We start from the raw sequence: 12,659 nt of genomic DNA on the forward strand, positions 1-12,659 counted from the left end.
CATTCGCGAGCAAGCCCGCTCCCACATTTTTACAGCGCTTTGACGGAAATGATTTCCACGTCAAAGATCAATGTCTTGCCAGCCAGCGGGTGGTTGAAGTCGATGGTCACTTGCGCGTCATCGAATTCTTTGACCACACCCGGCAACTCAGTATTGGCCGCATCGTTGAAGATCACCAGCAAACCCGGCGACAGGTCCATGTCCTGGAACTGCGAGCGCGGGATGATCTGTACGTTTTGCGGGTTGGGCTGACCGAACGCGTTTTCCGGCTCGATGCTCAGGGTACGCTTGTCCCCTGCCTTGAAACCGAACAGCGCCGCTTCGAAACCTGGCAGGAGGTTGCCGTCACCGACCTTGAAGGTCGCCGGGGCTTTGTCGAAGGTGCTGTCCACCGTGTCGCCGTTCTCCAGGCGCAATGCGAAATGCAAGGTGACTTCCGTGTTCTGGCCAATACGTTGTTCAGCCAATACCTGTTCAGTCATGAACGGCTTCTCCGGTCTTTTTACTTTTGAACATATCCAGTGCCAGCATCACGGCGCCTACAGTGATTGCACTGTCGGCGAAGTTGAACGCAGGGAAGTACCAGCGGTTCTGCCAGTGCACCAGAATGAAGTCGATCACATGGCCCAGGGCAATGCGGTCATAGAGGTTGCCCAGCGCGCCGCCCAGCACCAGTGCCAAGGCAACGGCCAGCCAGGTTTCGTTACGGCCCAGGCGCTTGAGCCAGACCACCAGCACCGCACTGACCACCACGGCGATCAGGGCGAACAGCCAGCGCTGCCAGCCGGAGCTGTCGGCCAGGAAGCTGAAGGCCGCACCGGTGTTATAGGCCAGGGTCCAGCTGAAGTAATCGGGGATGATCACGATCTGCTGGTACATCTGGAGCTTGCCTTCGAAGTAGAACTTGCTGGCCTGGTCGATGACCAGGACCAGCAAACTCAACCAAAGCCAGCTCAGCCGTCCGAAACGGCCAACGGCATTAGGCATAGTGACGAACCTCGCCGGCGCCGCTGATGTTGTCCACGCAACGACCGCAGATTTCCGGATGCTCCGGGTTCACGCCGACGTCTTCACGGCAGTGCCAGCAACGGGCGCACTTGGCGAAGGCCGATTTGACGATCTTCAGCTTCAGGCCGCTGACTTCGGTGACGACCGCGTCTTGCGGTGCCTTGATGAATGGCGCAACGCTGGCGGTGGATGTGATCAGCACAAAACGCAGTTCGTTGCTCAGCTTGGCCAGGTCGGTGCTCAGCGCGTCTTCGGCGAACAGCGTGACTTCGGCTTGCAGGTTGCCGCCCACGGCCTTGGCCGCGCGCTGGATTTCCATCTCTTTGTTGACCGCCACTTTCACTTCCATGATGCGATCCCAGTAGGCGCGCCCCAGCTCGAAGCCTTCCGGCAACTCGGTCAGGCCTTCGTACCAGGTGTTGAGCATCACCGATTCGTTGCGCTCGCCCGGCAGGTACTGCCACAGCTCGTCGGCGGTGAACGCCAGGATCGGCGCGATCCAGCGCACCAGCGCTTCAGAGATGTGGAACAGCGCGGTCTGGCACGAACGACGGGCCTTGCTGTCGGCGCCGGTGGTGTACTGGCGGTCCTTGATGATGTCCAGGTAGAAACCACCCAGCTCCTGCACGCAGAAGTTGTGGATCTTGGAGTAGACGTTCCAGAAGCGGTACTCGCCGTAATGCTCTTGCAGCTCGCGTTGCAGCAGCAGGGTACGGTCCACGGCCCAACGGTCCAGTGCCAGCATTTCTTCGGCCGGCAACAGGTCGGTGGCCGGGTTGAAGCCGGTCAGGTTGGAAAGCAGGAAGCGCGCGGTGTTACGGATACGCCGGTAGGCGTCCGCGCTGCGCTGCAGGATCTGCTCGGAGACCGCCATTTCACCGGAATAGTCGGTGGAGGCGACCCATAGGCGCATGATGTCGGCACCCAGGGTGTCGTTGACCTTTTGCGGCGCAATGACGTTACCCAGCGACTTGGACATCTTGCGGCCAGACTCATCGACGGTGAAACCGTGGGTCAGCAGCTCGCGGTACGGCGCGTGGTTGTCGATGGCGCAACCGGTCAGCAGCGACGAATGGAACCAGCCGCGGTGTTGGTCCGAACCTTCCAGGTACAGGTCGGCGCGCGGTCCGGTCTCGTGGCCCATCGGGTGCGAACCGCGCAGGACGTGCCAGTGGGTGGTACCGGAGTCGAACCAGACGTCCAGGGTGTCGCTGATCTTGTCGTACTGCGGCGCTTCATCGCCCAGCAGTTCGGCGGCGTCCAGCTTGAACCAGGCTTCGATGCCCTCGCCTTCGACGCGTTTGGCGACTTCTTCCAACAGCTCGACGGTGCGTGGGTGCAACTCGCCGCTTTCCTTGTTCAGGAAGAACGGGATCGGCACGCCCCAGTTGCGCTGGCGGGAGATGCACCAGTCCGGACGGTTGGCGATCATCGAATGCAGGCGCGCCTGGCCCCAGGCCGGGACGAACTTGGTTTCTTCAATGGCTTTGAGCGAACGCTGGCGCAGGGTGTCGCCGGTGGTCGGCTGCTTGTCCATGCCGATGAACCACTGCGCGGTGGCGCGGTAGATCAGCGGAGTCTTGTGGCGCCAGCAGTGCATGTAGCTGTGTTCGATGACGGTGGTGTGCAGCAGCGCACCGACTTCGGTCAGTTTGTCGACGATGGCCGGGTTGGCTTTCCAGATGAACTGGCCGCCGAAGAATTCCAGCGATGGCACGTACACGCCGTTGCTTTGCACCGGGTTGAGGATGTCGTCGTTGACCATGCCGTACTTCTTGCAGGTCACGAAGTCGTCCACGCCGTAGGCCGGGGCGGAGTGAACCACGCCGGTGCCGGCGCCCAGTTCGACGTAATCGGCCAGGTACACCGGCGACAGGCGGTCGTAGAACGGGTGACGGAAGTTGATCAGTTCCAGTTCTTTACCGGCGGTGGTCGCAATGACCGAACCTTGCAGGCTGTAACGGGCCAGGCACGCCTCGACCAGCTCTTCGGCCAGCACCAGCAGCTTGTCGCCGACATCGACCAGGGCGTAGTTGAATTCCGGGTGAACGTTGAGCGCCTGGTTGGCCGGGATGGTCCACGGTGTGGTGGTCCAGATCACGATCGAAGCAGGCTTGGCCAGCGACGGCAGACCGAAGGCGGCAGCCAGTTTGGCTTCATCGGCAATCGGGAAAGCGACGTCGATGGTCGAGGACTTCTTGTTCTCGTACTCGACTTCCGCTTCAGCCAGGGCCGAACCGCAGTCGAAGCACCAGTTCACCGGCTTCAAGCCCTTGAACACGAAACCGCCCTTGACGATTTCGGCCAGGGCACGGATTTCACCGGCCTCGTTCTTGAAGTCCATGGTCTTGTAGGGGTTGGCAAAATCGCCCAACACGCCCAGACGGATGAATTCGGATTTCTGCCCTTCGATCTGCTCGGTGGCGTAGGCACGGCACAGTTCGCGGGTCTTGTCCGCGCCCAGGTTCTTGCCGTGGGTCACTTCGACCTTGTGTTCGATCGGCAGGCCATGGCAGTCCCAGCCCGGAACATAAGGCGCGTCGAAGCCCGACAGGGTCTTCGAGCGGATGATCATGTCCTTGAGAATCTTGTTCAGTGCGTGACCGATGTGGATCGTGCCGTTGGCGTACGGAGGGCCGTCGTGCAGGACGAACTTCGGACGATCCTTGCCAATCTCGCGCAACTTTCCGTACAGGCCAATACTGTCCCAGCGCTGCAGAATCTGCGGTTCGCGCTGTGGCAGGCCGGCCTTCATTGGGAAGGCGGTGTCCGGAAGGTTTAGCGTGGCTTTATAGTCGGTCATTTAAGGCTCTTCATTAGCGATGGGCGCTAGGTGCGGCTAGTGCACGGGCGGCGGCGACATCCGCGTTGATCGCCGTTTTCAGCGCCTCCAGAGAGGCGAAACGCTGCTCTTCACGCAGCTTGTGGTGGAAAACCACCGTTAAACGCCGGTCGTACAGATCGCCGGCAAAATCCAAAAGATGTACTTCGAGGTGGGCCTTGCCATCCCCCTGGACCGTGGGCCGTACGCCGATATTGGCGACGCCGGGCCAGATCTTGCCGTCGATCTCGACGTTGACCAGGTAAACCCCGGTGAACGGTACGCGACGTCGCTTGAGTTGAATGTTGGCGGTGGGCGTACCCAGTTGCCGCGCCAGTTTCTGGCCGTGCAACACGCGACCGGCGATGCGGTACGGGCGGCCAAGCAAGCGTTCGGCGAGGGCAAAATCAGCGGCGGCCAGCGCATTGCGCACCTGGGTGCTGCTGACCCGGATGCCGTCCAGTTCGACAGTCTGAGCGGCCTCGACGGTGAAGCCCTGCATGGCACCGGCCTGTTGCAGGAAATCGAAATCCCCTACCCGGTCACAGCCGAAGCGGAAGTCATCACCGACTTCCAGGTGCTGTACGCCGAGACCGTCCACCAGGATGGTATCGACGAATTCGCTGGCGCTGAGCTTGCTCAGGCGCTGGTTGAACGCCAGGCACAGGACCCGGTCGACACCTTCGGCGGCCAGCAGCTGCAGTTTGTCCCGCAGACGGGCCAGGCGCGCCGGCGCCGTATCGGGGGCGAAGAATTCCCGCGGCTGCGGCTCGAAAATCACCACGCAGCTGGGTACGCCCAACTCGATCGCACGCTCACGCAGCCGCGCCAGGATAGCCTGGTGGCCACGGTGTACACCGTCAAAGTTGCCAATAGTGGCGACGCAGCCCCGATGCTGGGGGCGCAGATTGTGGAGGCCTCGAACCAGCTGCATAACGCGCTTCTTGCTCATAAAGTGGTCGATTATAACCACACCCGGCGGCCGACGACAGGCAACACCGCTACCCAAAGTAAACGAGCCGACAAAAATGCCGGCCCGCCCCTGCTTATCAAGGATTTATCCTCAACCCAGCGCCTTGCGATTGAAGTCGCGCAAGCGAAAGCCCATCAACATTAACATGCCGAAATAGGCCACCACACCCGCAACCACCAGCACCCCCAGGCGCAGAAAGCGCTCGAGCATCTGCCCTTCGCCCCAGGCCGGCATGAAATGCATCCCGGCCAGCAGCACCGCCGACATGATCGCCACCGCGACCACCAGTTTGAAGCCGAACTTGGCCCAACCTGGCTGCGGCTGGTACATCTGCTGCTTGCGCAATTGATAGAAGAGCAACCCCGCATTGAGGCAGGCGCCGGCACTGATGGCGAGCGCCAGGCCGGCATGGGCCAGCGGGCCGATCAACAACAGGTTGAACAACTGCGTGACCACCAGCGTGAAAATGGCGATTTTCACCGGAGTACGGATGTTTTGTTGCGCATAAAAGCCCGGCGCCAGCACCTTGATCACAATAATGCCCAGCAAACCGACGGAATAGGCGATCAACGCCCGCTGGGTCATGGCCGCGTCATGCGCGTCGAACTGACCGTACTGGAACAGCGAAACGGTCAGCGGCTCGGCCAGGATCCCCAATGCCAGCGAGCACGGCAGCACCAGCACGAAGCACAGGCGCAGGCCCCAGTCGAGAATCCGTGAATACTCCTGGCGATCCTTGCTAGCGTAAGTCTTGGCCAGGGTCGGCAGCAGAATCGTGCCCAACGCCACGCCCAGCACGCCGGAGGGCAGCTCCATCAAGCGATCGGCGTAGTACATCCAGGACACCGACCCGGCCACCAGGAACGAAGCGAAAATGGTGTTGATGATCAGCGAAATCTGGCTGACCGACACCCCGAGAATCGCCGGCAGCATCTGCCTCATCACTCGCCAGACGCCGGAATCGCGCAGATTGAGCCGCGGCAGCACCAGCATGCCGATCTTTTTCAAGTGCGGCAGCTGATAGAGCAACTGCGCCAGGCCACCGGCCAGTACCGCCCAACCCAGGGCCATCACGGGCGGATCGAAGTACGGGGTCAGGAACAATGCGAAGACAATCATGCTGACGTTCAACAGGGTCGGCACGAAGGCCGGCACGGAAAAACGGTTGTACGTATTGAGGATTGCGCCAGCCAATGAAGACAGGGAGATCAACAGGATGTAGGGAAAGGTCACCCGCAACAGGCTGGAGGTCAGCTCGAATTTTTCCGGGGTATCAGTGAAACCCGGTGCCGTTACCCAGATGACCCACGGTGCGGCGAGCATGCCCAGCGCGGTGACCAGCGCCAGAACCAGGGTCAACAGGCCCGAAACATAGGCAATGAAGGTGCGCGTCGCCTCCTCGCCCTTCTGGCTTTTGTATTCAGCAAGAATCGGCACGAACGCTTGGGAAAAAGCGCCCTCGGCGAAGATTCGTCGCAGCAGATTGGGCAATTTGAAGGCGATGAAGAAGGCGTCGGTCGCCATTCCCGCGCCGAAAGTGCGCGCAATGAGGGTGTCACGAACAAACCCGAGAATCCGGGAAAGCATCGTGATAGAGCTGACGGCGGCCAACGATTTGAGCAGATTCATTGAAAGAGTTTGTGCCTGTCGATAAACAGCAGGCGAACTGAGCGCCTACTTGTGCGATACTCCGCGCCGCAACAGCACAGAGCCAAAGCTCGCGAGTTTACAGGTCACACGCCGGAAAGAAATATCCCGTCGCACCACGCCTACCACTTAGCGGAACGTTTCAAGCGCCCTTGACAAGACTTCAACTCATCGGCATGATTCGCGGCCTATTTTGTTTGCTATTTCCTAAAAAGTCTTTCGAGGAGCTCGACGGTGGCCAACTCACCTTCCGCCAAAAAACGTGCAAAACAGGCTGAGAAGCGTCGCAGCCACAACGCCAGCCTGCGTTCCATGGTCCGTACCTACATCAAAAACGTAGTTAAGGCCATCGACGCAAAAGACGCTGCCAAAGCACAAGCTGCTTACGTTCTGGCTGTGCCAGTTATCGACCGTATGGCCGATAAAGGCATCATCCACAAGAACAAGGCTGCTCGCCATAAGAGCCGCCTGAATGGCCACGTAAAGGCCCTGAACGTTGCCGCTGCTGCCTAAGCGACTCGTTCATTAAAAAACCGACCTCAGGGTCGGTTTTTTATTGCCTGTGATTTGTGCGCACCAGATCCGACGCCTTCGCGGGCAAGCCTTGTTCCTACGATTTCATACCCTGCAGGAGCGAGGCTTGCCCGCGAAGACAATCTCCGGATTAATGCTGAGCCCACGGCAAAATCGGGATCGCTGTCACCGCATTCTGCGGGCTGCCCTCGATCAGGCGATCGCTGTACACCAGATACACCAGGGTATTGCGCTTCTTGTCGAGAAAACGCACCACCTGCATGGTTTTGAACACCAGCGAGGTGCGCTCCTTGAACACCTCATCGCCATCTTTCAACTCGCCCTTGAAGTTGATCGGCCCGACCTGGCGACAGGCAATGGAAGCCTCGGCACGATCTTCGGCCAGGCCCAACCCACCCTTTACACCACCAGTCTTGGCGCGCGACAGGTAGCAGGTCACTCCGTCGACTTTCGGATCATCGAACGCCTCGACCACGATCCGGTCGTTCGGCCCGACAAACTTGAACACCGTCGACACCTGACCGATCTCCTCGGCCGAAGCCAGCAGTGGCAGCGCCATCAGCAGGCCCAACAATCCTTTTGCCACACGCATTCAGGTATTCCTTCAGACCAGGATCAGGTTATCGCGGTGAACCAGTTCCGGCTCAGCCATGTAACCCAATAGACCGACAATCGCATCAGAGGACTGACCGATGATTTTTTGCGCCTCCAGTGCACTGTAGTTAGCCAGGCCACGGGCAATTTCCCGACCGTCCGGCGCTACGCACACCACCATCTCGCCACGGCGGAAACTGCCCTGGACCAGCTTCACACCCACCGGCAGCAAACTCTTGTTGCCCTGAGACAACGCCGTCACAGCCCCCGCATCCAGCACCAGGGTGCCGCGGGTTTGCAGATGCCCCGCCAGCCACTGCTTGCGCGCCGCCAGCATGCCGCGCTCAGGCGACAGCAGCGTACCGATACGCTCGCCCGCCTTCAGACGATCCAGCACTCGCTCCAGGCGCCCGCCGACAATGATCGTATGCGCCCCAGACCGCGCCGCCAGCCGTGCCGCGCGCAGCTTGGTCTGCATGCCGCCGCGCCCCAATGCGCCACCGGTGCCACCCGCCACTGCATCCAGCGCCGGATCATCGGCCCGCGCTTCGTAAATCAGCTGAGCATCGGGATTGTTGCGCGGGTCAGCGTCGAACATGCCGTCGCGATCCGTCAGGATCACCAGCAAATCCGCCTCGACCAGGTTGGCCACCAGCGCCGCCAGAGTGTCGTTGTCGCCGAAACGGATTTCGTCGGTGACCACCGTGTCGTTTTCGTTGATCACCGGAATCACTTTCAATTCGACCAAGGCGCGCAAAGTGCTGCGGGCGTTCAGGTAGCGCTTGCGATCGGACAGGTCATCGTGGGTGAGCAGAATCTGCGCCGTGTGCCGGCCATGCTCGGCAAAGCTCGATTCCCAAGCCTGCACCAACCCCATCTGACCAATTGCAGCGGCCGCCTGGAGCTCGTGCATCGCACTGGGTCGCGAGGTCCAGCCCAGACGACTCATACCGGCCGCCACCGCACCGGAGGACACCAGCACCAGTTCGACGCCTGCCTCATGCAAGGCCACCATCTGTTCAACCCAGACACCCATTGCCGCGCGATCCAGACCCTTGCCGTCCGCCGTCAGCAAAGCGCTGCCGATTTTCACGACCCAACGCTGCGCACCTGTCACCTTGCTCCGCATCATCTTCAACCTTAGCTTGAGGAACAGCGCGACCCAGCGCTGCCCATGACATTATTCGTGGTTATTCGTGACCAACGATCGATTTCCAGATACCAAAACGCCGCTCGATTGAGCGGCGCTTAAGTTTATCGCAACGAATCAGTCACGCACGTAAATGATTTCCGGACCGTCCTCGTCATCCACATCTTCTTCGTCCCAATCATCGTCACCGATGTCGTGGACCGACTTCACGCCGCTGCGACGCAGGGCACGCTGATCGTCCAGCGCCTGCAGTTGTGCACGGGCTTCGTCTTCGATGCGCTGATCGAGATCGGCCAGCTCTTCCTTGTAGGCAGGGTCGTTGGCCAGGCGATCGGCGCGATCTTCCAGGTAACGCATGATGTCGTGGCACAGACGCTCGGTGTTCTGCTTGGCGATGGCCGAGATCACGTACACCGGGCCGGTCCATTCCAGGCGATCGACGATTTCCTTGACGCGAGCATCGTGCTCTTCTTCGAGGATCTGGTCGCACTTGTTCAGGATCAACCAGCGATCGCGCTCAGCCAGGGACGGACTGAACTTGGTCAGCTCATTGACGATGACTTCGGCAGCGTCCGGAGCACTGGTGTCATCCAGTGGCGCCATGTCGACGAGGTGCAGCAGCAGACGGGTACGCGACAAGTGCTTGAGGAAGCGAATCCCTAGGCCTGCGCCATCGGAAGCCCCTTCGATCAGACCCGGGATGTCCGCGACCACGAAGCTTTTCCAGCGGTCGACGCTGACCACACCCAGGTTTGGCACCAGGGTGGTGAACGGGTAATCGGCGACTTTCGGCTTGGCGGCCGACACCGAACGGATGAAGGTGCTCTTGCCTGCGTTCGGCAAACCCAGCAGACCGACGTCCGCCAGCACTTTCATTTCCAGCTTGAGGTCACGCTGCTCGCCCGGCTTGCCCGGCGTGGTCTGGCGTGGCGCACGATTGGTACTGGATTTGAAACGGGTGTTGCCCAGACCGTGCCAGCCGCCATGAGCCACCAGCAGTTTCTGCCCGGCCTTGGTCAGGTCGCCGATCACTTCCTGGGTTGCGGAGTCGATCACGGTGGTGCCGACCGGTACGCGCAGCACCAGATCCTCACCTTTCTTGCCGGTGCAGTCGGTGCTGCCGCCGTTGGAGCCACGCTCGGCATCGAAGTGCCGGGTGTAACGGTAGTCCACCAGGGTGTTGAGGTTTTCGTCGGCGATCATGTAGACCGAGCCGCCATCACCGCCGTCACCACCGTTCGGACCACCGTTTTCGATGAATTTTTCGCGACGGAAACTCATGCATCCGTTACCGCCGTCGCCAGCCTTTACTCGGATCGATACTTCATCAACAAACTTCATAACAAAACGCCTCTCGCCATACGGACGAGCCGAAAAAACCTAGACATAAGACTCTTGCAAAAATGAGCGCAGCGACCTCAATCAACGACCGCAATACAGCGCGCCGACAGCCCATACAAACAGTTTTGCAAGAGACTCACCCCACAAACGAAAAAGCCCCGTCGCGAGACAGGGCTTTTCCAGCGATCGCGCAATTAAGCTGCGACTACGCTCACGTAACGACGACCGAAGGCGCCTTTTACTTCGAACTTGATCACGCCTTCGACTTTAGCGAAGAGGGTGTGATCTTTACCCATGCCAACGCCGTAGCCAGCGTGGAATTGGGTGCCGCGCTGACGCACGATGATGTTGCCCGCTTTGATAGCCTGGCCGCCATACATCTTCACGCCAAGGCGTTTGGCTTCTGAGTCGCGACCGTTACGGGTACTACCACCAGCTTTTTTGTGTGCCATGAGTTCAATTCTCCTAGTGAGGAATTAGGCTGAAATTAAGCCTGAATACCGGTGATTTTGATCTCGGTGTACCACTGGCGGTGGCCCATACGCTTCATGTGGTGCTTACGGCGACGGAACTTGATGATGCGGACTTTATCGTGACGACCTTGGGAGATCACTTCAGCCACAACGGTAGCGCCGGCAACAACTGGAGCACCGATATTCACGTCGTCGCCATTGGCAACCAACAGAACGCGATCAAAGGTAACGGATTCGCCGGTAGCGACTTCCAGTTTTTCGATCTTCAGGTATTCACCCGGGGCGACTTTGTACTGCTTGCCGCCAGTAACGATTACTGCATAAGACATGGTATTTCTCCGATAATCCTGCTCACCCAGCTCTTTATAAGAAGAGGTATTGGCTGGCATGGCTGCATGGGGCTGGAAGGCCCGCTTGCAATTGCGTAAGGCAGGTGCTGCCCAGGAAGTTCAGGGTGCGCGATTGTACGCAAGGCACGGGCGCCTTGCAATAGGCCGTCCATCGCGCCTTGACAGGCCCGGACGTGGGTCCTAGCATGCCGCGCAACCCTTCTGGAGCGACTGTCGCTGATGCAACCCCAAGCTTTCTACCGCGCGGTCGCGGACGATTTTAGCGCCGTCGACGGCATCATCAAGAAGCAGCTGACTTCCCGAGTGCCGCTGGTATCGAAAATCGGCGACTACATCACCTCGGCCGGCGGCAAACGCCTTCGTCCTTTATTGGTACTGCTGTGTGGCAAGGCACTGGGTCGCGAAGGCGACGACCTGCGCCTGCTGGCTGCAACCATCGAATTTCTGCACACCGCGACCCTGCTGCACGACGACGTGGTCGACATGTCGGGCATGCGTCGTGGCCGCTCGACCGCCAACGCCATGTGGGGCAATGCGCCCAGCGTGCTGGTGGGCGACTTCCTGTACTCGCGCTCCTTCGAAATGATGGTCGAACTGGGCTCCATGCCGGTGATGAAGATCCTCTCCCAGGCCACGCGCATCATCGCCGAAGGCGAAGTGCTGCAGCTGTCGAAGGTCCGCGACGCCAGCACCACCGAAGAAACCTACATGGAAGTCATCCGCGGCAAGACCGCGATGCTCTTCGAAGCCTCCACCCACAGCGCCGCGGCCCTGTGCGAAGCCACGCCTGAACAGGCCGAGGCCCTGCGCACCTTCGGCGACCACCTGGGCGTGGCGTTCCAACTGGTCGACGACCTGCTGGATTACAAGGGCGATGCCGAAACCCTGGGCAAGAACGTCGGCGACGATCTGGCCGAAGGCAAGCCGACCCTGCCGCTGATCTACACCATGCGCGAAGGCACGCCCGAGCAGGCTGCCCTGGTGCGCAAGGCGATCCAGAAAGGTGGCATCGAAGACCTGGAAAGCATCCGCGAAGCCGTGGAAGCCTCCGGCTCGCTGGAGTACACCGCGCAACTGGCCCGCGATTACGTAGCCCGCGCGATCCAGTGCCTCGAAGCGCTGCCGGCCAGCGAATACCGCGATGCCCTGGTGGAACTGAGCGAGTTTGCGGTCGCCCGCACGCACTGATATCGAAAAATCCCCTCTGGGAGCGGGCTTGCTCGCGAATGCGGACTGACCGTCGACAAGATGTTGGCTGATCTGACGCTTTCGCGAGCAAGCCCGCTCCCACATCAGCGTTGCGCCTCCCGCCCCCTCCTTCGTAAAACCCTATACAATGTGCGCTTTTTAGCGATCCTGAATCCAAGGAGCCTTAGTGAGCACGTTGCCACCCTGCCCGAAATGCAATTGCGAATACACCTATGAAGACGGCGCCCAGCTGATCTGCCCCGAGTGCGCCCACGAATGGTCCGCCAACGGCGAAGCCGAAACGGCGTCCGATGACGCGGTGAAAAAGGATTCGGTCGGCAATGTGCTGCAGGACGGCGACACCATCACCGTGATCAAGGATCTCAAGGTCAAGGGCACCTCCCTGGTGGTCAAGGTCGGCACCAAGGTCAAGAACATCCGCCTGTGCGATGGCGACCATGACATCGACTGCAAGATTGACGGCATCGGCCCGATGAAGCTCAAGTCCGAGTTCGTCAGAAAAGTCTGAACCTGCCGTATTCCATCCCACGCCTCGGCGCGGGATGGCTCCCCCTCCCCG

At 60.1% G+C, this 12,659-nt stretch carries 13 protein-coding genes; 3 read left to right on the top strand and 10 right to left on the bottom strand.

Features of this window, described 5'->3' with window-relative positions; all coding sequences use genetic code 11:
• Positions 1-29 precede the first annotated feature (29 nt).
• The 5 genes from fkpB to murJ form a co-directional block, all read right to left on the bottom strand.
• On the bottom strand, positions 30-467 hold the full coding sequence (fkpB, locus tag B0W55_RS16905; RefSeq protein ID WP_175645516.1) for an FKBP-type peptidyl-prolyl cis-trans isomerase: 438 nt from the start codon (positions 465-467) through the stop codon (positions 30-32).
• A 7-nt stretch (positions 468-474) separates the two neighbouring features.
• Complete coding sequence (gene lspA / locus B0W55_RS16910; protein WP_007996424.1) at positions 475-987, bottom strand: signal peptidase II; 513 nt, start codon at positions 985-987, stop codon at positions 475-477.
• Complete coding sequence (gene ileS, locus B0W55_RS16915) at positions 980-3,811, bottom strand: isoleucine--tRNA ligase (RefSeq protein ID WP_077047076.1); 2,832 nt, start codon at positions 3,809-3,811, stop codon at positions 980-982. Before ileS ends, lspA begins: the two co-directional genes overlap by 8 nt.
• A gap of 13 nt (positions 3,812-3,824) precedes the next feature.
• Positions 3,825-4,763 carry a bifunctional riboflavin kinase/FAD synthetase gene (gene ribF, locus B0W55_RS16920; RefSeq protein ID WP_077047077.1) on the bottom strand — a complete coding sequence of 313 codons (939 nt, stop codon included), beginning with the start codon at positions 4,761-4,763 and terminating at the stop codon, positions 3,825-3,827.
• Between the two features lie 129 nt (positions 4,764-4,892).
• Positions 4,893-6,431 carry a murein biosynthesis integral membrane protein MurJ gene (murJ, locus tag B0W55_RS16925; protein WP_077047078.1) on the bottom strand — a complete coding sequence of 513 codons (1,539 nt, stop codon included), beginning with the start codon at positions 6,429-6,431 and terminating at the stop codon, positions 4,893-4,895.
• Positions 6,432-6,683: 252 nt separating this feature from the next.
• On the opposite strand from murJ, the gene rpsT reads away from it, so the two are divergent.
• Positions 6,684-6,962, top strand: coding sequence for a 30S ribosomal protein S20 (gene rpsT / locus B0W55_RS16935; protein WP_007970922.1), 279 nt, complete (start codon positions 6,684-6,686; stop codon positions 6,960-6,962).
• Positions 6,963-7,113: 151 nt separating this feature from the next.
• On the opposite strand, the gene B0W55_RS16940 is transcribed toward rpsT, so the two are convergent.
• The 5 genes from B0W55_RS16940 to rplU form a co-directional block, all read right to left on the bottom strand.
• Positions 7,114-7,575, bottom strand: coding sequence for a CreA family protein (locus B0W55_RS16940; protein ID WP_077047079.1), 462 nt, complete (start codon positions 7,573-7,575; stop codon positions 7,114-7,116).
• A gap of 12 nt (positions 7,576-7,587) precedes the next feature.
• Positions 7,588-8,706 (bottom strand): glutamate 5-kinase, encoded by a 1,119-nt coding sequence (gene proB / locus B0W55_RS16945; protein WP_077047080.1) that lies wholly within the window; start codon positions 8,704-8,706, stop codon positions 7,588-7,590.
• Between the two features lie 138 nt (positions 8,707-8,844).
• The gene (gene cgtA / locus B0W55_RS16950; RefSeq protein ID WP_077047081.1) at positions 8,845-10,068 is read right to left on the bottom strand and encodes an Obg family GTPase CgtA; all 1,224 of its coding nucleotides are present in this window, start codon (positions 10,066-10,068) and stop codon (positions 8,845-8,847) included.
• Between the two features lie 194 nt (positions 10,069-10,262).
• Positions 10,263-10,520, bottom strand: coding sequence for a 50S ribosomal protein L27 (gene rpmA / locus B0W55_RS16955; protein ID WP_003281574.1), 258 nt, complete (start codon positions 10,518-10,520; stop codon positions 10,263-10,265).
• Between the two features lie 35 nt (positions 10,521-10,555).
• The gene (gene rplU / locus B0W55_RS16960) at positions 10,556-10,870 is read right to left on the bottom strand and encodes a 50S ribosomal protein L21 (protein ID WP_007950961.1); all 315 of its coding nucleotides are present in this window, start codon (positions 10,868-10,870) and stop codon (positions 10,556-10,558) included.
• A 240-nt stretch (positions 10,871-11,110) separates the two neighbouring features.
• Here rplU and B0W55_RS16965 point away from each other — a divergent pair, with 240 nt between their 5' ends.
• Together B0W55_RS16965 and B0W55_RS16970 are read left to right on the top strand one after the other, a co-directional pair.
• Entirely contained in the window at positions 11,111-12,079 is a 969-nt protein-coding gene (locus tag B0W55_RS16965; protein ID WP_077047082.1) for a polyprenyl synthetase family protein, read from the top strand.
• A 187-nt stretch (positions 12,080-12,266) separates the two neighbouring features.
• On the top strand, positions 12,267-12,608 hold the full coding sequence (locus B0W55_RS16970) for a zinc ribbon domain-containing protein YjdM (protein ID WP_077047083.1): 342 nt from the start codon (positions 12,267-12,269) through the stop codon (positions 12,606-12,608).
• Positions 12,609-12,659 lie beyond the last annotated feature (51 nt).

Origin of the sequence: Pseudomonas sp. KK4 (genome assembly GCF_001984065.1) — a bacterium.
Classification (GTDB): domain Bacteria; phylum Pseudomonadota; class Gammaproteobacteria; order Pseudomonadales; family Pseudomonadaceae; genus Aquipseudomonas.